General features: G+C 55.5%; 24 protein-coding genes. 1 reads left to right on the top strand and 23 read right to left on the bottom strand.

Features of this window, described 5'->3' with window-relative positions; genetic code table 11:
- Positions 1-65: 65 nt before the first annotated feature.
- The 12 genes from RYZ27_RS04935 to RYZ27_RS04880 form a co-directional block, all read right to left on the bottom strand.
- Positions 66-461, bottom strand: coding sequence for a GFA family protein (locus RYZ27_RS04935; protein WP_406681255.1), 396 nt, complete (start codon positions 459-461; stop codon positions 66-68).
- Complete coding sequence (locus RYZ27_RS04930; protein ID WP_406681254.1) at positions 454-1,839, bottom strand: M16 family metallopeptidase; 1,386 nt, start codon at positions 1,837-1,839, stop codon at positions 454-456. The genes RYZ27_RS04935 and RYZ27_RS04930 overlap by 8 nt, the downstream gene beginning before the upstream one ends.
- 1 nt (position 1,840) lies before the next feature.
- On the bottom strand, positions 1,841-3,208 hold the full coding sequence (locus RYZ27_RS04925) for a M16 family metallopeptidase (RefSeq protein ID WP_406681253.1): 1,368 nt from the start codon (positions 3,206-3,208) through the stop codon (positions 1,841-1,843).
- Between the two features lie 42 nt (positions 3,209-3,250).
- Positions 3,251-3,730 (bottom strand): DUF3035 domain-containing protein, encoded by a 480-nt coding sequence (locus tag RYZ27_RS04920; protein ID WP_406681252.1) that lies wholly within the window; start codon positions 3,728-3,730, stop codon positions 3,251-3,253.
- Between the two features lie 15 nt (positions 3,731-3,745).
- On the bottom strand, positions 3,746-4,285 hold the full coding sequence (gene lspA / locus RYZ27_RS04915; RefSeq protein WP_406681251.1) for a signal peptidase II: 540 nt from the start codon (positions 4,283-4,285) through the stop codon (positions 3,746-3,748).
- Between the two features lie 2 nt (positions 4,286-4,287).
- On the bottom strand, positions 4,288-7,227 hold the full coding sequence (gene ileS / locus RYZ27_RS04910) for an isoleucine--tRNA ligase (RefSeq protein WP_406681250.1): 2,940 nt from the start codon (positions 7,225-7,227) through the stop codon (positions 4,288-4,290).
- A gap of 196 nt (positions 7,228-7,423) precedes the next feature.
- Positions 7,424-8,338 (bottom strand): riboflavin biosynthesis protein RibF, encoded by a 915-nt coding sequence (gene ribF / locus RYZ27_RS04905; protein WP_406681249.1) that lies wholly within the window; start codon positions 8,336-8,338, stop codon positions 7,424-7,426.
- Positions 8,338-8,769 carry a MaoC family dehydratase gene (locus RYZ27_RS04900; protein ID WP_406681248.1) on the bottom strand — a complete coding sequence of 144 codons (432 nt, stop codon included), beginning with the start codon at positions 8,767-8,769 and terminating at the stop codon, positions 8,338-8,340. Before RYZ27_RS04900 ends, ribF begins: the two co-directional genes overlap by 1 nt.
- Positions 8,770-8,825: 56 nt before the next feature.
- Positions 8,826-9,683 (bottom strand): TIGR01459 family HAD-type hydrolase, encoded by an 858-nt coding sequence (locus RYZ27_RS04895; protein ID WP_406681247.1) that lies wholly within the window; start codon positions 9,681-9,683, stop codon positions 8,826-8,828.
- Between the two features lie 25 nt (positions 9,684-9,708).
- Positions 9,709-10,941, bottom strand: coding sequence for an EAL domain-containing protein (locus tag RYZ27_RS04890; protein ID WP_406681246.1), 1,233 nt, complete (start codon positions 10,939-10,941; stop codon positions 9,709-9,711).
- 305 nt (positions 10,942-11,246) lie between these two features.
- Entirely contained in the window at positions 11,247-11,900 is a 654-nt protein-coding gene (locus tag RYZ27_RS04885) for a hypothetical protein (protein ID WP_406681245.1), read from the bottom strand.
- Positions 11,901-11,920: 20 nt separating this feature from the next.
- The gene (locus RYZ27_RS04880; protein ID WP_406681244.1) at positions 11,921-12,778 is read right to left on the bottom strand and encodes a fumarylacetoacetate hydrolase family protein; all 858 of its coding nucleotides are present in this window, start codon (positions 12,776-12,778) and stop codon (positions 11,921-11,923) included.
- Positions 12,779-12,898: 120 nt separating this feature from the next.
- On the opposite strand from RYZ27_RS04880, the gene RYZ27_RS04875 reads away from it, so the two are divergent.
- The gene (locus RYZ27_RS04875; protein ID WP_406681243.1) at positions 12,899-14,551 is read left to right on the top strand and encodes a DUF262 domain-containing protein; all 1,653 of its coding nucleotides are present in this window, start codon (positions 12,899-12,901) and stop codon (positions 14,549-14,551) included.
- Here the strand turns inward: RYZ27_RS04875 and tgt are convergent.
- From tgt to RYZ27_RS04820, 11 genes are all read right to left on the bottom strand, one after another.
- Positions 14,548-15,684 (bottom strand): tRNA guanosine(34) transglycosylase Tgt, encoded by a 1,137-nt coding sequence (tgt, locus tag RYZ27_RS04870; protein ID WP_406681242.1) that lies wholly within the window; start codon positions 15,682-15,684, stop codon positions 14,548-14,550. The genes RYZ27_RS04875 and tgt overlap by 4 nt on opposite strands.
- Positions 15,684-17,012, bottom strand: coding sequence for an N-succinylarginine dihydrolase (locus tag RYZ27_RS04865; RefSeq protein WP_406681241.1), 1,329 nt, complete (start codon positions 17,010-17,012; stop codon positions 15,684-15,686). The genes tgt and RYZ27_RS04865 overlap by 1 nt, the downstream gene beginning before the upstream one ends.
- A 114-nt stretch (positions 17,013-17,126) precedes the next feature.
- A complete protein-coding gene (gene astD, locus RYZ27_RS04860) occupies positions 17,127-18,581 on the bottom strand; it encodes a succinylglutamate-semialdehyde dehydrogenase (RefSeq protein WP_406681240.1) in 1,455 nt (484 codons plus the stop codon).
- A 5-nt stretch (positions 18,582-18,586) separates the two neighbouring features.
- Complete coding sequence (locus tag RYZ27_RS04855; protein WP_406681239.1) at positions 18,587-19,609, bottom strand: arginine N-succinyltransferase; 1,023 nt, start codon at positions 19,607-19,609, stop codon at positions 18,587-18,589.
- The gene (locus RYZ27_RS04850; protein WP_406681238.1) at positions 19,606-20,862 is read right to left on the bottom strand and encodes a hydrolase; all 1,257 of its coding nucleotides are present in this window, start codon (positions 20,860-20,862) and stop codon (positions 19,606-19,608) included. Before RYZ27_RS04850 ends, RYZ27_RS04855 begins: the two co-directional genes overlap by 4 nt.
- 102 nt (positions 20,863-20,964) lie before the next feature.
- The gene (locus RYZ27_RS04845; protein ID WP_406681237.1) at positions 20,965-22,350 is read right to left on the bottom strand and encodes a tetratricopeptide repeat protein; all 1,386 of its coding nucleotides are present in this window, start codon (positions 22,348-22,350) and stop codon (positions 20,965-20,967) included.
- Positions 22,351-22,467: 117 nt separating this feature from the next.
- Positions 22,468-23,103 carry an energy transducer TonB gene (locus tag RYZ27_RS04840; protein WP_406681236.1) on the bottom strand — a complete coding sequence of 212 codons (636 nt, stop codon included), beginning with the start codon at positions 23,101-23,103 and terminating at the stop codon, positions 22,468-22,470.
- 151 nt (positions 23,104-23,254) lie between these two features.
- Positions 23,255-23,887 (bottom strand): energy transducer TonB, encoded by a 633-nt coding sequence (locus RYZ27_RS04835; protein ID WP_406681235.1) that lies wholly within the window; start codon positions 23,885-23,887, stop codon positions 23,255-23,257.
- Positions 23,888-23,896: 9 nt separating this feature from the next.
- Positions 23,897-24,313, bottom strand: a complete 417-nt coding sequence (locus RYZ27_RS04830; RefSeq protein WP_406681234.1) for an ExbD/TolR family protein — start codon at positions 24,311-24,313, stop codon at positions 23,897-23,899.
- Positions 24,314-24,326: 13 nt separating this feature from the next.
- The gene (locus RYZ27_RS04825) at positions 24,327-24,740 is read right to left on the bottom strand and encodes an ExbD/TolR family protein (protein ID WP_406681233.1); all 414 of its coding nucleotides are present in this window, start codon (positions 24,738-24,740) and stop codon (positions 24,327-24,329) included.
- The gene (locus tag RYZ27_RS04820) at positions 24,740-25,252 is read right to left on the bottom strand and encodes a MotA/TolQ/ExbB proton channel family protein (protein ID WP_406681232.1); all 513 of its coding nucleotides are present in this window, start codon (positions 25,250-25,252) and stop codon (positions 24,740-24,742) included. Before RYZ27_RS04820 ends, RYZ27_RS04825 begins: the two co-directional genes overlap by 1 nt.
- Positions 25,253-25,276: the final 24 nt, after the last annotated feature.

Here is a 25,276-nt window from a genome sequence, read left to right as displayed (position 1 = left end):
TGGCCCCTATCCTATTATTCTCTTGCGAATGTCAGACCAGAACATGTCTATCACAGCAAGAGGGTTTAAGCCCTCGATTTATGAGCCAACGCCGCCGCATTGGCTTCCCAGTTTTGTCCATCAAAGGCATTTACGGTCACGTCCAGATCCTGCCAGTTATCCAGACACCGCCAGGTTACGGCAAAACCATCAGGATTGGACCGGGGCGTGTAGAAGCTCTTCACCCCGCAGGTCTTGCAGAATGTATGTTGCGCCGCTCCGGTATTGAACGTGTAGGTTGTTAGATTCTCTGCCCCTTTGATCAGGCGAAACCGTGCTGCCGGAACGATGACATGAATATTGCCGCTCATCGCACAGATGGAGCAATTGCAGTCCTCAACTTCAAAATGGGCGGGCAAGTCCACTTCAAAGCGAACCGCCCCACAATGACATCCACCATGATAGGTTGAGAGGTCAGCCATCCAGACCTTCCGGCTCACCAACAACGATAAAGGTGAAGTTCTCCGGCTGCAGGTATTCCCGCGCAACACGGTTCACATCCTCCAGCGTGACAGCCTGCACCATGGCATTGCGTTTGTCCCAGAAATCAACGGGCAAATCATCCAGACGCAATCCCATCATATTGCCCGCAATCTTGGCATTAGAGTCGAAGCCAAGCGGATAAGACCCAACGAGATAGGCTTTCGCATCAGCGAGTTCCTGCTCGGTCACACCCTCTTCGACAATCAGGCGCATATTGTCCTTGATGCCGTCAATGAACTCACCGGCACTCTCATTCTTGGTCTGGCCGCTCCCGCCCCATGTCTGCAACTTATCGCCCGCACTGACGCTGGTATAGATGCCATAGGTCAGGCCGCGATCGACCCGCAGGTCTTTCATCAAACGGCTTTCAAACCCGCCGCCACCAAAAATATAATTGGCAACAACAGCCGTGTAGAAATCAGGGTCATCCCGGCGCATGGCTGGCCCGGTAAACGTGATCAAGCTCTGGGGTTGGGGAAGATCGACCAGAATTGGAACTGAGACAGGTTGTGCCAAAACAACTTCAGGCGTCGGAGTATGCTCCGCCGCAGTGCCCATAAGGCTCTCTGTAGCCTTGTCGATTAGTGGAGCCAGCTCATCCGGCGATATCGCCCCAACCGCCGTTACGATCATGCTTTTGCGGTCCATGATCTGGCTCTTGTGAGCCTTTGCCGCTTCAGCCGACAAAGCCGCGAGGCTTTCAGCGGTAAAATCGCGGGCATAAGGGTGATCCGGCCACAAAGCCTCTTCCAGAGCTTCCCCGGAAAGATAGCGCGGATTGGTTTCGCGGGTCTTCAGGCTGACTTCCTGTTCGCGTACAAACCGTTCCCAAGGCCCTTCGTCGAAGCGTGGCTCAGCATAAGCCAAGGCGATCAGCTCAAACGCCTCTTTAGCATTGTCCGTGAGCATCGACGCGTTGCAGTAGGTGTTTTCTCGCCCAGCAGCGCAACCAAAGCTCATATTGAGCTCTTCCATCCGCTTGGAGAAGGCTTGGCTGTCGAGCTCTCCTGCGCCCTCGTTCATCTGATAGACCATGGCATTGGTCAGCCCCTCCTGCCCTACCGGATCGGAGGTCGTGCCAACCTCCCAGGCCATACGCAGGGACAGGATCGGAATGGACGGTTCCTCAACCAACCAGACCGAAACGCCACCCGGCGTCGTGAATTGCTGAATGGTTGCAAACTCACCCGTATGGGTCTCAACTTTCAGCTCACTTGCTGTCTCTTCAGGGCCTGCGCCATCGCTTCCCGTTGAAGGTGTGCAAGCCACTAAGGCCAGACCTGCAAACGCAGTCGCGCAAAGTGTTGTGATCCGCATCTTAAAGCTCCCCGTCTTCTGGCAGCAGGTGCGCCTCAATAAAATGCCTGTCCTCGGCAAAAACACGCCGCACAGCGGCCAGCGCTTGCTCTGTCGTCACACTGCGAACATCATCTGGATAAGATAGCAATTCATCTACGGTTCCACCGATGGCCAACCACGCGCCGAATGTATTGGCCATGCCTTCCTGGCTGTCGCGTTCATAGATTGAACTCGCCGCCATGGAATTACGGACGCGCTCAATATCGGCGTCATCGAAACCTTCTTCCATGAAACGGGTGACCTCTGCCATGACAGCTGTCTCAAGTTCATCCAGTGAGACCCCCGGCGAGGGCGTCGCATAGATTGCTGCCGGACCTTCATCATGCAGGCTGGTAAACGCAAACGTCCCGACATTGATGGCGAGCTTCTGCTCTTCGACGAGCGATTGATAAAGCAGGCTGGTATTGCCGCCGCCCAGCACATCAAGACCAACAGAAAGCGCCAAAGCGAAATCACGATCACGGCGCATGCTGGTACCATTATAATAACGATACCAAACGGGTTGGCGCACTTTCGGATCGCTATGCGTAATGAGCTGCGTCTCAGTCAATTCCGGCACAGAGCGCCACTTGCGCGTGCCATCAACGAGGCCGGATGGCTCGATTACTCCATAGTGCTCTTCAGCCAGCGTGCGCACCTCTTCGGCCGTGACATCCCCTGCCACAACCAGAATCGCATTCTCCGGCGAGTAATATTTCTTGTAGAAGTCGATGCCGTCTTGCGGGGTCAGGGCTTCAACTTCTTCCATCAAGCCAATAACAGTGATCTCATATGGGTGGTCTTCCCAGAATTCCGCCAGAACCTGCTCACTCAACAAAGCGCCGGGATTATTCTCAAGCCGCTGGCGACGCTCCTCTTTCACCACATCGCGTTCAGTAATGAAGCCACCTTCTGGATCCTCATCAATGATCAAGTCCGTCATCCGCTCGGCTTCTAGTTCCATCATCTTGCCGAGATGTTGCTTGGCCACGCGCTCGTAATAGGCGGTATAGTCCCAGCTGGTGAAGGCATTCAGGCGCCCACCATTACGCTGGACGATCGAAGTGAATTCTTCCGGGCCGATATCATCGGTTTCTTTGAACATGACATGCTCAAACAGGTGCGCGATGCCGGACTTGCCTTCATCCTCATCCGCAGCGCCAACCTTGTACCACACCATATGGGTGACAACGGGTGCCCTGTGGTCGGGCAGCACCACGACCTCCATCCCGTTTTCCAGCGTGAACTGCGCTGGTGCCCAGGCCTCAGTCGCCGCATCGTCGGCAACGACTGCGCCTCCAAAAAGCACCGCAGAGGCGAGCCCTGCGGAAACCAATGCCTTTTTCATCATCACTCTCCGTATCTGACCGCCCTGTATTTCGTTTTTTTATTAGGTGCCCGGTAGCTTCAAGCGTTCGCCTGAACCCCGTTCAATCGTAACGGCTTCTCCGCCGGTCGCTGAATCGCCGGTCTCTTGTGTGCCATCATTGCGCCAGAACATGATCCGGTCTGAAACCGTCGTCGATTTACGAATGACCTTGGCCTCTTCATAATCAACCTGAGACCGGATGACCGGGTTAACAGCATTGGCATTCGCCGCCGCCACCAAGGCTCTTTCAGAGGCGCTGGCATTCTGACCCATGGTTGTACCGAAAGCCACGCGGCCAGCACTATCTGCATTCGCCACTTCAGCAGGCAGAGCCTGTCCAACAGCTGGAGGGCGCAGATTGAAATCCGGCGGGATCACCAATGGCGCCTTCGTTACAACACGAAACTCATTCGGCCCGCGCTCCGCAGCGCCACCGCCAACACAGGCCGTGGTCGTTACAAGCGCAACTCCTGCAGCAGCCATAAACATAGTCTTTTTCATGGGCGTCCTCGCCATTTACTTATCCACGTCTGTCCCAGCCGTGTCCTCACTTCGCGACATTAGGAACTGGTCCACAAAGAGCAAGACCGCCCCTACACTAATTGCGGCATCTGCCACGTTGAACACATAGTTAAAGAAATATGGCCGCCAGATTCCACTAAAATCGAGGAAATCTACAACTGCACCGAACATCACCCGGTCAATGACATTGCCAATCGCGCCGCCAACCACCAGCGCCAGGGCTAAGCCAGTCCAGTGCCGCCCAACCCGAAACAACCAAACAGCAAAACCAATTGCAATCCCGATAGTCAAAGCCACCAGAACCCAGCGCATGACGCCTTCAGATTGACCAATACCGAAGCTGATCCCGCGATTCCAAACCATAGACAGGTCGAAAATGCCTGAAATCTCAATCTGTCCGCAGCGTTGCGTCCGGTCCAGACAGTTCAGCGCGTTAAAACGGGGTTCGTTCAGAACCAGCCATTTCGTCCACTGATCAAGAATGACAACGACCGGAATCAAGACGAACAGGAAGACGCGGAAACGCTGGGTCATGTTTATCCTCTGATTTCGCGAATCGCAGCGGCATCGCGCGCAGTGACATCCGGGAAGGCTGGGTCAGCGGTTTCGGGGTCGAAATATTTCCAGCTACGCGCACATTTAATGCCGCTTGCCTCACCCGGAACAACACCAATCGCAGGCTCTTCTGGCAGGCGGAAGGCATCGGCAGGCGCATCACCTGCAACCAAACGCGCTTGCGACGTGATGAAGATGTCTTCTGGGGTTTCACCTTCGAACACACTGAGCAGGCTTTCATCGGTGATGAAGACTTGTGGCGCAGCTTCCAAGGAAGAGCGGATACGCTTTTCCTTACGCTCAATCTCAATCGCGCCTGTCACCACGCGGCGCACGCGGAAAATCTTGTCCCAGCGTGCCGCCAGATCACCATCACGCCATGCGCTTGGTGTTTCCGGGAATTGCAGCAAATGCACACTCTCTGCCCGGTCAGAAAATACGCTCATCAGGAAGGCTTCTTCCGTCGTGAACGGCATGACAGGCGCTAGCCAGACCAGCAGGCGCTCCATAATTGCTGCCATCACCGTCCGGTTGGCGCGGCGACGCAGCGAAGATGGCGCATCACAGTAGAGGCTGTCCTTGCGAATATCGAAATAGACCGCGGACAGATCGACCGAACAGAAATTGACGAGCTGCGCCATCACCCGCTTGAAATCAAACGCCGTGTAAGCCTCGCGCACGCCTTCATCCAGCTCGCTCAAGCGATGCAATACCCAACGTTCCAGCCCCGGCATATCGGCTGGCTCTACCGCTTCAGCTTCGCTAAAGCCGTGCAAGCCGCCGAGCAGATAGCGCAACGTATTGCGCAAACGGCGATAGGTCTCGGCCACGCCTTTGATGATCTCAGGCGAGATCCGCAGGTCTTCAGTATAATCAGAAGACGCAGTCCAGATGCGCAAGATTTCGATGCCGTTCTGATTGGCAAAGTCTTTCGGGTCGATCGTGTTGCCGATCGACTTGGACATTTTCTTGCCGTCGCCATCCACGATCATCCCGTGGGTCACAACCTGCCGGAATGGCGCAAAGCCGCGGGTTGCGCAGTTTTCCAGCAGAGACGACTGGAACCAACCGCGATGCTGGTCAGAGCCTTCGAGATAGACATCGGCCTGCCCCGTTGCGTCATCAATGATCCCACGATCCCGCAAGGCAAAGGCATGGGTTGTACCGCTGTCGAACCAGACATCGAGCACGTCATTGACCTTTTCCCACCCTTCAGGGTCGGTAATGCCGTCAAGAAACTTGGCTGGCTCAGCACTGAACCAGGCTTCAACACCCTCGGCCCGGATGGCTTCAAGGATACGCTGGTTGACCTCCTGCGCTTCATTATCAGACAGTGCATCTGTGTGTGGGCGACCATCCGGCGACACGAGCAAAGTGATCGGCACACCCCAATTGCGCTGGCGGGAAATCAGCCAGTCCGGGCGATCGGCCACCATCGCATTTATCCGGTTGCGCCCCGTAGCAGGGACAAAATGCGTTTCCTCGATGCCTTTCAAAGCCATCTCACGCAGCGGCGCAGAGCCATCCTTGCCCGGTGTATCCATGGCGATGAACCATTGCGGTGTCGCCCGGCGAATGACCGGAGCTTTGGAGCGCCAGCTATGCGCGTCGCGGATCGTCGTGACACCGCGCGCGAGCAGGTTGCCGCTCTCAGCCAGCAGCTTGATCACCGCATCATTGGCCTTGCCCGGCTGCCCACGTTTCTTGCCGCTTGTCCGGATGATATCGAGACCACCCAGAGGCTCTGGCACTTCCTCCGTATAGCAGCCATCCGCATCAACGATCTGGCGGACTTCTGAAGACTGCCGACCAGACGCGATGAAAACGTTATAGTCATCCTCACCATGCGCGGGCGCGGTATGCACAAAGCCCGTCCCGGCATCCGCCGTAACATGATCACCCGCCAGCATCGGAATGTCGTGTTGCCAGAATGGATCAACACCAGCCAGTGGATGGTCCATGACCCAACTCGCAGGATTTACATCCTGAATGCGCACCATCTCTGTAATCTTGGCTGAGTCCTGAATGCTTTGCGCCAGATCATCAGCAAAAACCAGCTTATCGCCCGGCTTGGCATAGGGCGCAAAGCCAAGCTCTTCCTCGCTCATCACCGCCTTAACCTCGTAAAGGCCGTAATTGATATTCGGACTGTAGCTGACCGCCTGATTGACCGGGATCGTCCACGGTGTGGTCGTCCAGATAATAACAGCGAAATCTTCGCCGCGCACCGGAAACTTCACCCAGATCGTCGGCACTTTGCGATCGTGATACTCGACCTCGGCCTCCGCCAGTGCTGTGCGCTCAACCGGCGACCACATAACTGGCTTCGCACCGCGCACAAGACGTCCGCCCATCGCGACATTGAGAAACTCACGCACCGTCGCGGCCTCGGACTCGAAGTTCATGGTCAGGTATGGATCGTCCCACTCACCCTCAACGCCGCAGCGACGAAAGCCCTCTTTCTGAACCTCAATCCATTCGGCGGCATACTCACGACAGGCCCGGCGGAACTCATCACCCGGGACATCATCCTTGGTCCGTCCCTTGGAGCGGAACTGCTCCTCAACCTTCCACTCAATCGGCAAACCATGGCAGTCCCAACCGGGCAGGTAAGACGCATCAAATCCTGTCATCTGATGGCTGCGCACCACCATGTCTTTCAGGATCTTGTTCATCGCTGTACCAAGGTGGATCGGCCCGTTCGCATAAGGCGGACCATCATGCAGGATAAACGGCTTCGCCCCGCGCGCTTTCGCATCCGCACGCAGCTTGCCGTAGAGGTCCATACTGTCCCACTTCTCAATCCATTTCGGCTCCGCCTTGGGCAGGCCGCCGCGCATCGGAAACTCCGTCGTCGGCAAGAACAAAGTGTCCTTGTAAGGATTCTCGGCTTTTGGTTTTTTTGTATCGGTATCGGCCATTGTCGCTGGTCTTCACATTAGCGTTTGTATCAGGGGCATAAAGTCAAATCGCCCGGCCGCAAGCTGATCTGTTCAGCAAACGACCGGGCCGCTAATTCGTATCGTAAAGAATGCAGCCATCTTAGTCATACCGCCGCTTAGCAGGCAGTAAGGACAATGTCACCCGTGCTGATCAGCCTTGATGAGGGGATGAGCGCTAAAGCAGAAGGCTCTTGGCCTGATCTGCATCCTTACTCATCTGGACGACCATATCGTCCAGTTGCTCGAATTTCAGTTCCGGGCGCAGATACTGGACCAGCGCGACCTCAATCCACTTGCCGTAAATATCCTGATCGAAATCGAAAATATAGCTCTCAAGCAGGGGGTCACGAATGCCAGTTGTCGGCGTTCGGCCAAAGTTCGCAACGCCCGGCAACCAGTCCCCCTGCTGCTCAACTCTGACCCGCACGGCATAAACACCATGCTTGGGATGGATCAGCTCGCCCAGATGCAGATTCGCGGTTGGAAAACCAATGGTTCGCCCACGCTTTTCGCCATGCTCGACAACGCCATCGACGACCCAGTCATGACCCAGAATATCAGCCGCTCTATCTGGCTCCCCCGCGATTAGGGCTTCCCGCACAGCTGTCGAAGAGGCCTTGGCACCGAGCGCCTCAATCTTCTCAACCACAGTGACGCCAAAGCCAAGCGCGCGACCAAGCGAGGCCAGACGCCCGGCATCACCCATCCGTCCACGCCCGAAGCGAAAATCAAACCCCACTGTCACATGCGCCGCGCCGATCCCTTCCGCCAAAACCTCGCGGGCAAAAACCTCATCAGTCATTTTGGCCATATCAGCATTGAAAGGCAGCTCATAAATGGCCTTTGCTCCGACCTCAGCCAAACGGGCATTGCGGCGTGCGGGCCGATACAGCCTGAATGGTGGATCTTCTGGCCGGAAGAATGCGCGCGGCGGGGGCTCAAAGGTCGCCACACCCAAGGGCGCATCAACCTTTGCAGCGGCTTCAATCACGGCGCGATGTCCGGTATGGACGCCATCAAAATTGCCCAGCGCAATTGAAAAACCGCGCGCGGTTTTTGGAACATCGCGATAGTGGGCAATAACCGTCATCAGGCGTCGCGGCTCGGAACCATGACCTGAGCTTCACCAGAAATAGCGGCTTTGCCATCGACGATACAGCTGACTTTCAGCGTTACCCGATTGCCGCGCTCTTGCATCTCAGTCACTTCGACCCGCACAGTCACTTCTGAACCGATATAAACCGGACGACGGAAGCGCATGGACAATCCGGTAAAGATCGAGCCCGGTCCAGGCAGATTATTGCCCAGAATGCCGGAAATATAACTCGCTGTGAGCGCGCCATGGGCGATACGCTGACCGAAATTGGTCTTGCTGGCATACTCTTCGTCCATGTGTAGCGGATTGCGATCACCAGAGACCTCGGCAAACAGCTCAATATCCTTTTCCGTGATCACATGATGCGTCTCGTAACTCATGCCCAGGGAAAGGTCTTCGAATTTGTAGCCGTCTTTAACGCTCATAATCGGCGGTCTCCGTCTAATTGCTCACGGTCTGTTACAGTGTGTTTCAGGTTTCGTCACCATGCGAGATGAGGCATCGCCCATTCTGCCTTCGTGTTATACTCAGACAGCAAGCTGGTGACCTCACTGGCAAAGTCTGCGCCATGCTGTTTCAGGCCTGTTCCGACGTAAAGGCCATCAAAGCCTTGGCTTGCTGCGCCTTGCATATCGGTGGCCGGACTATCGCCAATGCATAAGACGCGCCCTTCCCCGGGTTCAACGCCGAGATCACCGAGTTTTGCGAGCGCCAGATCATAGATCAGACTATGTGGCTTGCCCGGATAAATCACCTGCCCGCCTTCCTGCTCAAATACTTCCGCCAGTGCACCTGCACACCAATAGAGCTGGTCTCCGATTCGCACTTTCTTGTCCGGATTGGCGCAAATCATGTTCATGCCGCGATCTGCCGCCTCGGCAAGTCGCCCACGGTAATCCTCAGGCTCGTCATTTACCTGATCCTCAAGGCCAATGCACAAAACCGTATCCGCTGCGCGCATGTCGGCAAATTGCAGGTTCAGGCCTTCATACAGGAACTTGTCATGCTCCCAGCCTTCATCGGCGCCCAAACGCCAGAAGACTTGCTCTGTGCTGCGCCCCAACAGGTCACGCGTCGCATCACCGGAAGAGACACAATCATCAAACGCTTCAGGCGGCACCCCTAGTGGATCAAAGTAACGGATGACCTGCGCTTTAGGCACCGGCGCATTGGTGATCAGGCAAACCGCCCCGCCCTGCTCGCGAAACCGCATGAGCGCCTGACACGCCTCATCAAAGGCATAGCGACCATTATGGATCACGCCCCATACATCACACAGGATCACATCATACCGATCAGCAATAGCGGCCAGACCGCCTGGAAACTTTGGATTACTCATAGGCCGCAATTAAGCAGCAAAGCAGCTACCGTCCAGCCGTCAGTCTGCGTACCAGAGCTGGTGGCGGCGCTGTTTCTTCCATCAGGGAGGATTTGATCGGACGCGCTGCGCCAAAAACATGCCCCTGCCCATACGGCACAGCATATTCAAGGATCTCAACAACGCTGACTTCCTCTTCCATCTTCTCGGCAATCAGTGTCACACCATAGCGAGAGAAGACGGTCGAAACTTCCTCGCCCTGAATCGCGCGATTGATATGAGATTGCGGGCGTGGCCCTGCAGGGTCAGACAATTGATGAATCAGATCATCACCTTTGACTTTAACAAAGCGGATGCCAGCTTCCTGCAAACGCGGCAGGTCGAGATTGACTGAAGTCGCATGGTCCAGGGAGAAACGGAATCCAAGCTGGCTTAGCTCCCGCATCGCTGCGCGCATCTGTGGTGGCGCATTGAAGAATTTCTCTTCCTGTAATTCGAAGATCAGGGCGCCCGCCAAGTCGCGGTTGAGCTTCATATGTTCAAGGAAAACCGGGAAGAACTGGGAATCACTCAGCGAACTGGCAGAGACATTACAGAAAACGCCAACGCGGCGATCACGCTTGGTCAGGCGACGAACGATCTCAACTGAGCGATACAGCATCAGATTATCGATCACACCCATCAACCCTGCCCGACGTGCCGCATCAAGGAAATCTGCGGGCATGATCAGAGAGCCATCTTCCCGGCGCAGGCGGGTAAAGCCTTCGTAGAAAGACACACGGCGTTGTGGCAAGGATACGATCGGCTGCAAGTGCAAGTCCACACGATTCTCATAGAGCGCCGTCTTCACCGCGCGTAGAATGGCATCATCCTCCGGGCCAACCGCCTGTGTAGACCCTGCCTGTGTCAGACGTGTATCAAATTTGCTGGTCAGTTTACCAATCAAATCCTCAAGCTGACGCATCTCAGACACCAGTGCATCACGGCGCTCGGTCAGCTCATGATTAACCGTACTCTCAAGCGCGTCAGCGCGCGCTTCCAGGACATCGGCACGCGAAGCGGTCTCCTTTTGTGCGGTTTCAACCGCATCAACGCGGGCCTCAAGCTTTTCCTGCTCGGCCTTGCCCCGGGTCAGCATTAGGTGGATTTGCAACAGGAAAACCGTTGTGACCGTTCCAGCGCAGGCTGCAATAATCGGATCAATGCTCAGCTGTGACCACAAAGCGTAGCCACCACCCAGACCAATCGCTGCATAGACCAGAAAGAAAACGGCAATCATATCACGCTCAGCCCCGAGGAAATTGTCTTAACCTTAACAAATACCTGCCAAGTGTTAACGAATTGGTAGCATAAGCGCTGATTTGCGAACAATGCCAAGTCAATTCGATGTGGCGTAGATACCACACAAGGGTTCACGTTAAGGATATGATGAACGCTGTGTTTGACAGAAGCTGCAACGCTGCCTAACCATGTCCTAACACCTGAGGCCAATCCAGTCCGCGGCAATCTTTTTTGCCGGACGGGGGCGTCTCGGGGGAGACAGGGGTCCTGCTGCAAAGTGGGGCCCCGTCGCTTTTCTGGGGGCTAATTTTTACTATGCCGATACAAGAAATGGGTTTGCTGCAACGGCCAGCTTAGCTCATCATTGATCGTACAATCTTCATCCCGGCATTTCTGCAAACGCATAGAAGACTGTCCCTGATAAACAATGTCAAAAATCAACGACTGGTCACTACGGAGAGACTTCTGAACCTGCACATCTCCTGTATCGAACATAAGATCAGGCGAGGCCGGTTCACCCGCGATTAAGATAGCCGCATCAAATCCACCCGGCGGAATTCCCTCATCAACAATACGCAAGGCATCTGCCTGTTCATACGCAAGATTAAGCCCACTGATCACACGATCCGTTCCAACGGGGCCATACACAGGAAGGGGCCTCGCGCGGCCAGCCTGCCAACTATGATTGCGGATTTCATCAAGGCCTTCGATGTCGATTGCGCGCAAGGAGAACAGGAAGACCGCATCCAGCTGTCTGAGGTCAGCATCGCTAAGCGTCTCCCCAATCCCGGAAGCGCCTCCAAACAGCAGGCGCTTACCACCAGCAACTGCAAGAGCACAGGGACGCTCCGCTGCACTCAAGCCACAAGGCAAGAGGGCAAAGTCCTGCGGCGCGATGACCTCATTACTTGTACCAACTGACTCAGAGCCGCCACAGGCGGCAAGCAACAATGCCAAACTGATAAATGCGCCCTGCCTCATCCAATCGTCGCCGTTGCTTGAGGCTCATTTACAATCTCATTCTCAAGATGCCCAAGACCTGAAATCTCGACGCGCACCCGATCACCTGTTTTCAGCCATTTTGGAGGTTCATGCCCCGCGCCAACACCAGCAGGCGTTCCAGTGAAGATCACATCGCCCGGTTCCAGCGTGAAGGCTTTTGTCAGGTGAGCAATTTGTTCAGGGATTGAGAATGTCATGTCCCCAGCCTTAGCCTCCTGACGCAACTCATCATTTACAAAGGTCTTCAAAGTCAATTCACGCCAATCTTCAACGCTGTTTGCGGGAACCAAATACGGCCCAAAGGGCCCGTGTGTATCGAACCCCTTCCCCATAATCATCGTTGGGCTCGCCTTTTGCCAGTCTCGCACTGAATAGTCGCAGCCACAGGCAAAGCCAGCCACCAGTTCCATCGCGCGATCAACTGGAACATGACGGCCATGTTTTCCGATCACAACAACCAACTCGCCTTCATAGTCGAGCTGCTTAGACACTTTCGGCAAATGCACCGGGTCAAAAGGGCCATTGGCCGCTGTACTTTGTTTGTTGAACCACTTCTGAACACCCGGTGCCTTATTGGCGATGAAAGACACCGACTCGGCGGCATGAGCGGCATAGTTCAGACCGATGGCCAGGATTTTTCCAGGCCGCAAAATCGGCTGGCGCAGACGAACATCCGATACGGCCACTTCGCCATACTGGCCTGCGCGAGTCGCGATCATATCCAATCGGCCAAGTTTTTCTGAAAGATCACCTTCTGCAGCAATCGCGATCTTGTCACCCTTCACGACACCACAAAATGTTTTCCCACTGCCTTCAAAAACCGCGAATGCCATCGATTATGCCCTCCTGAGCACACTTTGGTCTAAATTCCTTACGAAAGCTGTCACCCAGAATTGAAGCCAAGATCAAGCCCGTCTACGAAGATGGTCTGTTGATTATCAGGATACGGTCGAATGTCAGACTATTTGAGAGCCAATGAAGTCTATCTCTCAGATTTGCTGACACCGGGAATAGAGCTTCATCTCCCGCCCTATCAACGCAGCTATTCATGGGAAACTGACGAAGCGGGCGCCCTGCTTGATGACCTGCTTCTGGCGCTTGAGAAGAATAAGCCACACTTTATCGGCGCTGTTGTTCTGGTTGAGGAGGGCAATGGCAAGTGCCTGATCGTTGACGGGCAGCAGCGCCTGACGACGCTGACCATCATGATTGCCGCATTGCGCGATCTGGAAACCGATGAAGCCTTGAAACGCGACCTGAAAGTCATGGTTGGGAATCGCGCCGGTGGCCTCGCTCCAGATGACAAGCCATCCTGGCGATTGACCCTGAATGATCTCAACACCGTTTTCTTCCGTGATCGCATTCAGCGCTCGGGCGCGACCGAAGACGGCGAATCACACCCCCCTGAAAATGAGAGCCATGTCCGCATGGCTGATAATCTCAGTCTGTTTCGTGAGCGCTTCAAGGCGATGACGGATGAAGCCCGTCGGACGTTCGCGGCGGCTCTGGGACGCCTCGTTATGTTGGTACGGGTCACCGTGAATGACTGGAATGACGGGTATAGTGTCTTCCGCGTCCTGAACACACGCGGTAAAGGCCCCGCCGATCACGAGATTATTAAAAGCAATCTGCTTGAACAAGCAGACCTGTCACAGCAGGAAACCAGCAAGCTGTCACAAAGCTGGGCGGCCTATGAAGCCGAAATTGGCGGCGGCAATATGGACGATTTGCTGGCCCAAATCACCAGCATCTATGGCAAAGGGGATAAAGGTCCTGAAGGCTTCCAGAAAGCGGTGCTCGGCAAAATCTCTGCAGCAAAGTTTATGCGGGAGGAATTGCCACTCTATTTCAAAGCCTACACGACGATCAGCTCTGGCAAGCCGGACTTCGATGACCCTGATGGCTATATCGCAGCACACATAAATCACTTGCGCCTGATCGACCATCAGCTCTGGCGTCCCGTTGCGTTGAAATATCTGCGTCACACTAAGGGTAAGCCAGATCGAATGCGCGACTTCTTCGCCAAACTGGAACGCTTTGCTTTTGTCATGATGCTCGTCGTGACCGATTCGCGGCCACGCCAGAAACGTTATCAACGCCTGCTTGATTCGCTGGGCGGCACACGCTCAATCTTTGATCGCAGCGAGCCGCTGAAAGTCGAGCGTGGCGAAATTCAACGTCTGCACGAGCGCCTGCAAACCCGTATCGGAGCCCCGCGCCAGCGCAAAGCCGTTGCACTGCGCCTGAATGCGGCGGTTCAAGGGGGCTACCCACTCTCACCAGAGCATGACGCGACCCTGGAGCACGTTTTGCCTCGCAATCCGGCAGAGGGGTCGCTCTGGGATATGACCTGGCCCAATGCCAATGTTCATCGCGAGCTGTGTGAGACGATTGGCAATTTCGTCTTGTTGCCCGAGCGCTTGAACCAGAAAGCCGATACGCTTTCCTTCCGCGATAAGTGCGCCATGTATTTTGAAGACGGACAAACCGTTTTCCCACTGACAGAAGACCTGCGCGGGCGGGCCTCCTGGACGCCGGATATTGTCCGCACACGCTCTCGCGACCTTGCCGCCATCCTGATGCAGGACTGGGGGTTTAAGGTCTAGTGATCCTTGGGCTTTGAGGCCGTATGCGCCCAACGGGCAGATAATTCAGCGCGAAGCGCCGCGAAGCGACCCTCTGCAATTGAGGCCCGAATCTCTGCCATCAACGCCTGAAAGAAGACGGTATTATGCCAGCTTAGAACCATGGAGCCGAGATACTCCCCGGACCGGATCAGGTGATGCAGGTAAGCGCGCGAGAAATCACGGCTGGGCGGTGAATCAATCCGCTCATCAAGCGGCGCTAAGTCTTCCGCAAACTTCGCGTTCTTCAGATTGATCGGACCATCCCAGGTCCAGGCCTGCCCATGTCGCCCGGTCCGGGTTGGCAGAACACAATCAAACATATCAATTCCGCGCGCGACCGCCTCAACCAGATCAATCGGCTTCCCGACGCCCATGACATAGCGTGGGTAATCATCGGGCAAATGCGGAACGGTCATATCGATTGTCTTGCACATCTGCTCGTGGCCCTCACCAACCGCGAGACCACCCAGCGCAATACCGCCAAACCCTTGCGCAGCCACAGCCTTAGCCGACGCTTCGCGCAGATCCGGGTAATTCGACCCCTGCACAATGCCAAACAGGGTCTGATCAGACCGCTCTCCAAACGCATCAAGCGAGCGTTCGCCCCATCGCAGCGACAGGTTCATTGAGCGCTCGGCCTCTTCATGGCTGCAGGGGTAATCGGTGCATTCATCGAGCTGCATGGAAATATCGGCGCCAAGCAGATCAGCTTGAATTTCAATACTGCGCGCCGGATCAAGGCGGTGCTTGGAACCATCCAGATGGCTTTGAAACGTCACCCCATCCTCATCCATCTTGCGGAGCTGGCTTAGTGACCAGACCTGAAAGCCACCACTGTCGGTCAACATTGGCCCGTCCCATTTGGCAAAGCTGTGCAAGCCACCAAGCTTTTTCACCCGTTCTGCGCCGGGGCGCAGCATCAAGTGATAGGTGTTGCCGAGGATAATGTCCGCGCCAGCGTCTTTCACCTGATCCATGTAAAGCGCCTTGACGGTCGCCGCTGTACCAACCGGCATGAAGGCTGGTGTGCGAATGTCCCCACGCGGAGTTTCCAAAACACCCGTACGTGCGGCGCCATCTCTCGCACTGATCTTGAACGGAAACCGAGACACTAAACCAGGCCCTCAAGACCCAGGGCGCTCAGCAAACCCGCCCGTGCTGCAAAGCACTCTTCGGCAAAAGCCGGATCAGCCAAATCACTAACGCTGAGGCGATCACGATAGGTCGCGCGCACCACGTCCTGCAAAGCATCAATCTTTGTCTCGTCCAGCAAAACGCCCTGATGCATCGACGCGCGCTCGTCCGGTGTCATCACCACACGCAAACGCAGACAAGCAGGTCCACCGCCATTACGCATAGACTGGCGTACATCGACATATTGGACGCGCCCAATCGGGCCGTTGCCTTCAACCATACGCTCACAGAAGGCACGGGTTGAATCGGTTTCCTGCGTCTCCGTTGGTGCGAGCAGAACCAATCGATCCTCTCCCGGCCATTGCAGGAGCTGCGAGTTAAACAAGTAAGACTTGATCGCATCCGCCAGTGGCACTTCAGCATCGGGAACCATGACAGGCTTTAGCTCGAATAAACCCTCTGCCGCATCACGCAGCGCTGCCAGGGTCCCTTCCGTGTCTTCAAACGCGTACTCGTGGAAGAAAAGCGTATCGAGTGTCCCGACACAAACCACATCATTGTGGAACGCCCCGGCATTGATCGCTTTTGCTGACTGACGGGCTAGTACTGTCCGCTCGGCATGCAAGCCATGGCTGCGGGCAATACTCTCACTCGCCAGCCGCGTCTGGCGCGCCGGAAACCCGGTCACGCTCTCACCCGCCTCACGTCCATAAACAAACAGCTCAACGCCCTGCCCACCATGCTCACGGCACAGGCGGACATGATTGGCTGCGCCTTCATCGGAAAAATCCTCATGCATTGGCAAAGCGCCGTGCACCCCAAACGCGCCATCATCCTCGAACAGGGTCGCGAGGGTTGTCGTCGTTTCCGGATGCTCCAAGGAGCGATGCAACATGGAAGACAGATTCGCCGCGCTAAAATGCAAACGCCCATCTGTTGTGTCAGCGGACGGCGAAACGGTCGCTGCATTTGCCGTCCACATGGAACTCGCCGAATAGGCGGCTTTCAGTAGGCGTGGCTCAGACTTAGCCGCGGCCTCAATCATCTGCTTATCACTGCCGCCAAAGCCAGCATCGGCCAGAAAGCCGAGATTCGGTCGCTCCAAAGGCGGCAACACCCCCTGAACAAATCCGGCTTTCACCAGAAGCCGCATCTTCTCCAATCCCTGCAAGGCGGCCTCGCGCGGATTGGAGACCTCCCCAGCATTCCCCTGACTGGCCAGATTGCCATCGGACATCCCGCCATAATTATGGCTTGGCCCGATCAGGCCATCAAAATTGACTTCAACTGTATCGTGTAAAGACATGGAAACCCCGTGCCTCTGTGCCCGCCGAAGGGTGTATCAAACACCCGAATGAGAAAGGACGGCCCTGCGTCTCGGCAGGCTCAGGGCAAGGCCGCAAATCAGTATGCTGCCGCTCTACTTCGGAAATCCAACCGCGCCAAGTCGCCCGGCGGTATCGGCCACCTGACTGGCCTGAGGCCAAGCACAATAATCGGCGGCATAGTAAGCGCCAGGACGGAAGTTCCCGGACAGTCCCGGCCCACCAAACGGCATCGCCCCGCTGGCCCCGGCGGTCGGCCGGTTTCGGTTCAGGATGCCGGCGCGCATCTCATTATGAGCCTGCAGCCACAGCGCGTCATCATCGCTGACGAGGCCGCCGGACAAGCCATAACGTGTGTCATTCGCTCGCGCGATCGCGGTATCAAAGTCCGGCACCCGAATGATCTGCATCAGCGGTCCAAATAGTTCCTCATCCGGAATGCTGGTCGCCTCGGTGACATCAATCACACCAGCCGTAACAAAGCCGCCTCCGCGATCCATCCGCTTCAGGCGACGCAGCGGTTTACCGCCTTTGCGCGACAGCATGATCTGAAAATCAACGGCATTCTGTGCGGCTTGCTCGCTGACAAGCGGCCCCATAAAGGCCCCTTCCTCTTCCCAGCTACCAATGGTCAGGTTACGGGCGCGCTCAACAATCGCATCGACGACCGCATCACCCCATTTGCCTTCCGGCAGGATCACACGGCGGGCGCAGGAACAGCGCTGACCGGTGGTCAGGAAGGCTGACTGCGCCGCGATATCTGCCGCTGCATCAATATCGGCAGGATCCCAGACGATAAGCGGATTGTTCCCGCCCATTTCCAGCGCCAGAATGACTTCAGGACGTCCGGCAAACTGTTTGTGGAAATAGGTTCCCGCTGCCGCTGATCCGGTAAACAGCAGGCCATTGATGTCACCGTCAATCAGCGCTGCGCCTGTATCACGACCACCATGCACAACATTCAAAACACCCTTCGGCAAACCGGCTGCCTCAAACGCCTCGACCATGATCGCTGCCACACTCGGCGCGAGTTCAGATGGCTTGAAAACACAGGTATTTCCCGCCAGCAGCGCCGGAACAATATGTCCATTCGGAAGGTGACCGGGAAAGTTGAACGGGCCGAGGACAGCCATCACACCGTGCGGGCGATGGGTAAGGTGCGTGGAGCCAAAAGCGGCTTCGCTTTGCTTCACGCCAGCCCGCTCGACCTGCGCCGCAATAGAAATCGCGACCTTGCCCTTCATCGCCCCGGCTTCAGCTTTTGATTCCCAGAGCGTTTTACCCATATCGCGGCTGATCGCATTGGCGATCGCATCGCTGCGCGCACCAATCTCTTCGGCATAGCGTTCCAGAACTTGCGTGCGGTCATGTTGCGGCATCCGCCCCCAGGCCTTTTGAGCTTCTCGCGCAGAAGTCAGGGCCGAATCGACCTGCCCCTGCGTGGCCGCTTCACCTTCCCAGGCCAGATCACCTGTGGCGGGATCACGTTTTTCAAACCACTCGCCACCGCCATCGCTCCAGATGCCGTCGACATATACACTTTTTGCCATTGATCTTATGTCCTTAGCCAGATCCGCGCTTGCTCACCGGATTTCAGCTGCAAGCGATCAAGAATTTCAGGAGATGTGATGAGCCGATCCTCGCCGTGCAAGGCCCCATCAAACTGTGTCGCACGATAGTTTTCGAGGTCACAGCGCGCAACAAGACCGGTCTGCCCCGTTGCCTCCCCGGCCTCAAGCGTGACAGTGCGCGCTTCACGAATGGTGCGGATCAGCTCGCGCTGCGCGACCACCATCGGTCCACCATCAAAAATGTCGACGACCCGCTCAAACCGGAAGCCTTCCCATTCGAGCAGCTTCATTGCCCCCACACCATCGGCATGACAGCGCCCAATCACTTCACGGGCTTCAGGCGGCAACAAGTCCACATAGACCGGATATTTCGGCATCAGGTCGAGGATAAACTGATTGTTCGTTGTGGCCGAGAGATAGTCCGCCTCGGTAAAGTCCATGCGGAAGAAATGCCGCCCCAGATGCTCCCAGAAAGGCGTCTGACCATCCTTGTCCACAACCCCGCGTAACTCTGCCAGAACCATGTCACCAAAGCGGTCCGGCTGTGTCGCCATGAGCAAATAACGCGATTGCGCCGTCAGACGGCCAATCCCATTGCCGCGATGCCCTTCACGCACGAAAAGCGTACCAACTTCGGTAAACCCAACAAACTCATTCGTCAGGACCAGGGCATCCATATCGAAACGACGATCTGCGGCGAGGCTCGCCTGCGCCAGCGTGATGATGCGGTAATTGAAGAAGGGCGCATCAATCCCGGTGCCCGCCTTCACGGCACTGCAACCACCAACTTCCCCGGTCTCAGTATTCTCAAGCATCATCAGATACTTGCCATATTCAAGCTGTTCAATTTGGCCCGCGAAAGACGCCACCGACTTTTCCAACCGCCCTCGTATAATCTGCTCATCAACAGGAAGCGATGTAAAACCGGGGCCTGACTCGACGGCCATCGCCATCAGGGCATCATAGTCATCCAGCCGGGCTGGGCGCATGACATAAGGTGTGCTCATCCCATCATTGCCTTGATCTTGGCGGCATCGATCCGGCCATCAGCGAGACGGTTGAGCAAAAGCGCAGAAAGCTGCGCCCGCTCAACGAAACTCGACATGACGACGTACTCTTCCGCTGAGTGAATCCGGCCACCCATGACACCCAATGTATCCACATTTGGAACACCCGCCGCAAAGATATTATTGCCTTCACAAACACCGCCCGTATCGACGAATTCCAGATTCAAACCGATAGCTTTTCCCGTTTCGCTCACAGCGGTGAATAAGGCATCCTGCGCCGCATTTCGGGGCTTTGGCGGGCGATAGAAACCGCCATGTAAATGTCCGCTAATCCCATCACGAGCTATCGCCTCAGCAAGTAAGCGTTCAACTTGCGCGGTCGTCCAGTTTGCGGCCGCCTCGTCCGGCGCGCGCGCGCCAAAGCGGACAATGGCAAGATCCGGCACAATGTTGACTGCACTGCCGCCATCAATCGCGCCGACATTGACCGAGACACCCTCATACTGGCCATTCAGAGCCTCAAGCCCGATTACCAGATGCGCTGCCGCTTCAAGGGCGCTGCGGCCATCATCCTTGGCGCGGCCTGCATGTGCAGAGCGACCATGTAAAACGATATCAAACACAGATGACCCTTTACGCCCGCCAGACATGGCTCCGGTTTCCATGCATGGTTCATAAGTCATGCCGATCATCGCACCGCTGCTCGCAGCCTCATGTAAAGCTGGCGCGCTGGCAAAATTCCCGGTCTCTTCGTCTGGCGTAATCACGATCTTATAGCCAAGCTCGTCCTTCATCGGACCAGCTTCGAAAGCCTGAAGAGCACCAAGCATAACCGAGAGACCACCCTTCATATCGGCAAGCCCCGGCCCATTCAGACGCCCATTTCCAAGATCGGTAATCTCAGTGAACGTCCCGTCCGGGAAGACCGTATCATAGTGCCCGCTCATGATGACTTGAACAGGGGCTTCTGGACGTGATTCGATGCGGATGATTGGCCCCGTCTGAAACCCATCAGGCTGCCCCTGATCGTCAATCTTCTCAAATGGCTCAGGGACATCCAGTCGAATGTCCGCCTCCAGAGCACTGAACGCATCCGCGAGCTTCGGCGCAAGCGCTTCCAGCCCGTCACGATTCCAGCTGCCCGTATTTATCCTCGCCCACTCCAGGGTTCGGCTTTGCATTGTCTCTTCAAGCGCTAAAACGCGCTCACAAATCGCCTCATCCTCAGGCGTTCGCACACTCAAATCAGTCATAAGTCACTGGTTTCATGGGATGGTTGCAGATGCAACCCTTGAACAGAAAACGCCCCCGAACCGCAATGGGCCGAGGGCGTTTTAAATCAGGAATATATCAGCTTAGGCGCCTTCAATATCCGCAAGGCTGGATTCAGCTGCTTCAAGGCGCTCGCCAACGGTTGCACAGGCTGGCGGCAGACCGCTTTCACCCAGAACCGCAAGGTCTTTACAGCGCTTCTCTTCAGACTTCAGGTCCTGAACAAGGCTGCGGGCTTCAAACACGACCAGCGCGCGGGCTGTCGCATCCTCAGAGGCCATAAAGTCAAGCCAGCCGCGTCCACCACGATTATTGGCGTTGCGGAAGGCCTCACGAGCCCCGGCACGATCATCGCGCTCATAACGGGACTGGCCAATAAGAACCCAGGCCAAACCTGCATCCTTCAGACCGCCTTTATTGATCGCGTTGGTCAGCGCTTCTTCAGCTTTCGGCCAATCGCGCAGCTCTGTGTATGAACGACCGAGACGCTCATACATCTGGCCATTCGAAGACATACGCGCAGCTTCTTCGATCACAGGGATCGCTCTCTTATACTCACGCGCGACCTGATACAGGTTCGCGAGCAGCTCCAGACGCTCATAAGTCTTGGAAATCCGGCCTGCATTCATTTCCTTTTCAAGGATTTTAGCCCCCTGATACGGCGCATTGAAGCGGTTGTAGAAATTCACAACCCGCATCAGCTCGTCTTCAGTTTGCAAAATACCACCAAGGTACATGGCTTTCTGAACTTCAAACGCCTTACGCTCATCATTGGCCTTGAAATAGTCACCGGAAATTGCATCCCAAAGCTTACGCTCATCCGGGTTCTTCACCAGCAGCATTTCAAGCAGCTCAGCTTTCTTTCCGAGCTGGCCAGTATTGTCGTAAAGATAGATCAGGAAGTCATAGACCTGACGATCTGCGTTTGGCCCATCAGACCGGAAAACCTCTTCAGCCCAGCGAAGCGCTTCTGTGTTGCGGTTAAGCTTGTTGTTGAGAATCGCCAGCTGCCATTTCGTATCGCGATTTGGCTGCCCGCCCGCCTGAATCCAGCGGCTCAGGAAGTCCAGCGCCTTGGGCAGGTTTTCTGCGTTCAGATAGATTTGTGAAATATCGTAATAGGTTTTCGTGCGATCTTTGGCCGGAATGATGCCTTGATTGAGCATATTCTCAAAATCTGCAGCCGCACCAACATAATCGCCAGCTTGAATCTTCACCGCAGCGCCAAGCCGCATCGCTGCCGCTCTTTCGTAACAGTTCAGCTCTTTCTGCTGCAGCTCACGCAAAAACCCTAGCGCTGCCTGGGGGTTATTATTCGTCAGAATTTCAGTTTCAGCTTTCAGATAAAGCTCGGCATTTTTTGACGAAAATTGGGTTTCCTCACAAGCTTGCGCAGAGGCAAGACCCGCTCCCATCGCCATCATGATGCCGCCAGCCACGGCTCCTTTGAGCAATGCTGTCATCTTCATGGTTTCACTCCTCTCCCGCATTTTGCGGTATCGTTGCCAATACACCGGAAAAACGCTCATGCTTCAAGCGGTTCCGTACAAATTTACATGTATTTTCATAAAGCACGCCCGCCACCCTTATGACTCAAGTTTAAAGATCAGCGGATAAACAACGTTTTTGCGCTCCACCGGCTGGCCTCGAACGATTTGCGGGATGAACTCTACACGGGCAATTGCGCGCTCAGCGGCCTCCTGAAAGACGCGATCAGTGCAGATGGCCTGAATATTATACGGTAACCCCTTCGGTGTGACATCAAATCGGACATCGCAACTCCCTTCCGTGCCGTTCTCCATTGCTCTGCGTGGATAAGACACAACCGGCGGACGAATCGGTTGTGTGTCCCGATAATTGATTGCCACCGGCTTGGGGAACATATCCCCTAAAGCGCCAAACTCTATGTCCGCAGGCACAGCACCCTTCAGAGCGACGGGTTCAAGCTTGATATCTGACTTGCCGATTCGCAGCGCCGGAGGCGGTGGTGGCGCAATGGCCGCCTCAAGCTTTTGCGCGCGCACGGTAGGGCGAATCGTAAGCTCTTCAGTCTCAGGCATTTGAAAGGCCTCAACCACCCGGACCTCCCCATCAGGCGGTGTGAAATCATCGACCTTGATCATCCATGTCATGCCGAGAAAGAGGCCAAGCGTCAGGCCCGCAGCCGGAATGGCTGTCAAAGCAAAGCGTGAGCCGCGTGCGTTCCCAATATGCTGTATCATATCACATTCCCCATTATGTTATATTATGACAATACCAATTCAGAGGAGCCCCGTCAAGAACAATGTAATAAAGTTTCAATCTGTGCTTTCCGCAAACAAAAAGGGCCCCTTCCAGGGCCCTTCAGGATTGTGTCTTTCTCAACAGAAAAGTCTAGCGACCACCCTCGAGACGGAACTCCAGTGGGTAAACCACGTTGCGCCGCTCAGCGGCTTTACCGCGGATAATCTTCGGGGCGAATTCCACACGGCTCACTGCGCGTTCAGCTTCGCGTTTGAAGATGTTATCCGTACAGTCTGCCTGAATGTTATAAGGGCGGCCGCGTGTATCCACATCAAAGCGGACATCACAGCTGCCCTCAGTTCCACGCTCAGCCGCACGTTGCGGATAAGTTGGCACAGGTGGACGGATAGGTTGAGCATCCCGGTCATTAATGGCAACCGGATCAATCGCCAGAGAGCCCATGCGATCAATGTTCAGCTCAGTTGGAGCTGCCCCTTGAATAGATGGGGTTGGCAGATCGATGTTCGACTTGGAGGTCGACAGCTTTGGCGGTGGTGGCGGCTTGTCTGCCGAAGCGATTCGGCGAGGCTTAGACCGTGCCCGGCGCTGAATTTCCGTGTTTTCTTCAGCGGGCGTAATCCGCTCAATAACACGTTGCTCCTGATCTTCGGGCTCAACCCATTCCTGGTTGATAAGCGAGTACATCAAGGTGAACAGGCCATAGGTTACGATGGCCGCAAGCGGCACACCAATCCCAAGCCGGAGTACTGGATTACTAAACATCTGGTCCTCCTATTCTTCCATGGTCGAAACTTCGACCGGTGATTGCCCGTCTTCCCGATTGATCACTTCAATCACATCAATCAGAACCCCAGCTTCAGCAGCATCATCGGCCTGCAGGACGAGTTTGCCTTTCGGGTTATCCTCACGGAGTTCCCGAATCTTGAAGCCCACTTCTTCCAGTTCAATCTGGTTCTTATTGATCCAGATTTCACTGTTCTCATCAATCGCGATCAGAATCCCCAGAGGGTTCTGGGCTCTCAGATTTTCAACCGCGACGCGGTTAATCTCAGGGCCTGGCTCACGAATGAACTGAGCGGTTACAATGAAGAAGATAAGCAGGATAAAGACCACATCAAGCATTGGGGTCAGGTTTACATCATCCTCAGCGCTCGATTCGGCGGCTAGGCCACGATTGCGTCTTGCCATGTCTCAACCTCCTCTATTCGTCTGCGCTTCGGATCACGTTCACCCGATCCATTTGGGCATTATATGCCTCATCACGAATACGGATAACGGTCCCGGTTTTTGCTTTAGGGTGCGCCTGAATGATCAGGGCACTCTCAGGGTTTTCTGCCCGTAGCCGTTCCATATTGGCCCGAACGCCTCCCAGATCGGTGTAACGTCCGTTCACCTGGATCAGGTTGTCCTCACCAATGTAGACCAGAATTGCAGGGGTTTGCTGTTGCTGGTCCTGTGGTGGGGCCGGTGGTGGTGGTGGCTCCACACCGAGCGTCTTCTCCTGAATGAAGGTCGACGTCACGATGAAGAAGATGAGCAGGATGAAGACCACGTCCAGCATCGGAGTCAGGTCAACATTGGCCTCTTCGGCGGGTCTTGTCGTCCGTCCTCGCATCAGCCAATCTCCATCTCATCTTCAAGCTGCTGCACCAGACGGCTAACCTTACGGTCCATACCAGAGGTGAACAGAATACCAGAGATAGAGGCAACCATGCCTGCCATCGTCGGAATTGTCGCCTGAGACACACCGCGAGACATCGCCTTGGCGTCCGCGCCATCAGTAATCGCCATGTAATCAAACACGGTAACCATCCCGGTCACGGTTCCAAGCAGACCCAGCAGGGGGGCCAGAGCCACGAGCGCTTTGGTAAATCCGACATTGGCCTGAGCCTTTTGACGAACTTCCGAAACGATCTTGTCCTTGACCCAATGGGCGTAGGTGGACTTGCGGTCAGAGCGCGAGCGCCACTCTGACAGCGCTTCCTCAGCAACGGAATTATGGGCGAGGCGGAAGTAAAACAGTCGCTCCAGAATCAGGGCCCACATCACAAATGTGGCTGCCATGATCGCCAGGAGGACGGGTCCGCCCCGAGCCAGAAATTCCTGCAGTTCGGTAAACCCAAACATATGAGGTTCTCCGCTAGCGGAGGC

The sequence above is a fragment of the Hyphomonas sp. FCG-A18 genome, assembly GCF_045287255.1.
Lineage (GTDB): Bacteria > Pseudomonadota > Alphaproteobacteria > Caulobacterales > Hyphomonadaceae > Henriciella.
This window is presented reverse-complemented; position numbering and strand designations above follow the sequence as displayed.

What these genes read in the sequence shown, in the direction of transcription:
- RYZ27_RS04935 (WP_406681255.1), bottom strand. Translation starts at nt 461, where the DNA reads ATGGCTGACCTCTCAACCTATCATGGTGGATGTCATTGTGGGGCGGTT.
- RYZ27_RS04930 (WP_406681254.1), bottom strand. Translation starts at nt 1,839, where the DNA reads ATGCGGATCACAACACTTTGCGCGACTGCGTTTGCAGGTCTGGCCTTA.
- RYZ27_RS04925 (WP_406681253.1), bottom strand. Translation starts at nt 3,208, where the DNA reads ATGAAAAAGGCATTGGTTTCCGCAGGGCTCGCCTCTGCGGTGCTTTTT.
- RYZ27_RS04920 (WP_406681252.1), bottom strand. Translation starts at nt 3,730, where the DNA reads ATGAAAAAGACTATGTTTATGGCTGCTGCAGGAGTTGCGCTTGTAACG.
- lspA (WP_406681251.1), bottom strand. Translation starts at nt 4,285, where the DNA reads ATGACCCAGCGTTTCCGCGTCTTCCTGTTCGTCTTGATTCCGGTCGTT.
- ileS (WP_406681250.1), bottom strand. Translation starts at nt 7,227, where the DNA reads ATGGCCGATACCGATACAAAAAAACCAAAAGCCGAGAATCCTTACAAG.
- ribF (WP_406681249.1), bottom strand. Translation starts at nt 8,338, where the DNA reads ATGACGGTTATTGCCCACTATCGCGATGTTCCAAAAACCGCGCGCGGT.
- RYZ27_RS04900 (WP_406681248.1), bottom strand. Translation starts at nt 8,769, where the DNA reads ATGAGCGTTAAAGACGGCTACAAATTCGAAGACCTTTCCCTGGGCATG.
- RYZ27_RS04895 (WP_406681247.1), bottom strand. Translation starts at nt 9,683, where the DNA reads ATGAGTAATCCAAAGTTTCCAGGCGGTCTGGCCGCTATTGCTGATCGG.
- RYZ27_RS04890 (WP_406681246.1), bottom strand. Translation starts at nt 10,941, where the DNA reads ATGATTGCCGTTTTCTTTCTGGTCTATGCAGCGATTGGTCTGGGTGGT.
- RYZ27_RS04880 (WP_406681244.1), bottom strand. Translation starts at nt 12,778, where the DNA reads ATGGCATTCGCGGTTTTTGAAGGCAGTGGGAAAACATTTTGTGGTGTC.
- RYZ27_RS04875 (WP_406681243.1), top strand. Translation starts at nt 12,899, where the DNA reads ATGTCAGACTATTTGAGAGCCAATGAAGTCTATCTCTCAGATTTGCTG.
- RYZ27_RS04865 (WP_406681241.1), bottom strand. Translation starts at nt 17,012, where the DNA reads ATGTCTTTACACGATACAGTTGAAGTCAATTTTGATGGCCTGATCGGG.
- astD (WP_406681240.1), bottom strand. Translation starts at nt 18,581, where the DNA reads ATGGCAAAAAGTGTATATGTCGACGGCATCTGGAGCGATGGCGGTGGC.
- RYZ27_RS04855 (WP_406681239.1), bottom strand. Translation starts at nt 19,609, where the DNA reads ATGAGCACACCTTATGTCATGCGCCCAGCCCGGCTGGATGACTATGAT.
- RYZ27_RS04850 (WP_406681238.1), bottom strand. Translation starts at nt 20,862, where the DNA reads ATGACTGATTTGAGTGTGCGAACGCCTGAGGATGAGGCGATTTGTGAG.
- RYZ27_RS04845 (WP_406681237.1), bottom strand. Translation starts at nt 22,350, where the DNA reads ATGAAGATGACAGCATTGCTCAAAGGAGCCGTGGCTGGCGGCATCATG.
- RYZ27_RS04840 (WP_406681236.1), bottom strand. Translation starts at nt 23,103, where the DNA reads ATGATACAGCATATTGGGAACGCACGCGGCTCACGCTTTGCTTTGACA.
- RYZ27_RS04835 (WP_406681235.1), bottom strand. Translation starts at nt 23,887, where the DNA reads ATGTTTAGTAATCCAGTACTCCGGCTTGGGATTGGTGTGCCGCTTGCG.
- RYZ27_RS04830 (WP_406681234.1), bottom strand. Translation starts at nt 24,313, where the DNA reads ATGGCAAGACGCAATCGTGGCCTAGCCGCCGAATCGAGCGCTGAGGAT.
- RYZ27_RS04825 (WP_406681233.1), bottom strand. Translation starts at nt 24,740, where the DNA reads ATGCGAGGACGGACGACAAGACCCGCCGAAGAGGCCAATGTTGACCTG.
- RYZ27_RS04820 (WP_406681232.1), bottom strand. Translation starts at nt 25,252, where the DNA reads ATGTTTGGGTTTACCGAACTGCAGGAATTTCTGGCTCGGGGCGGACCC.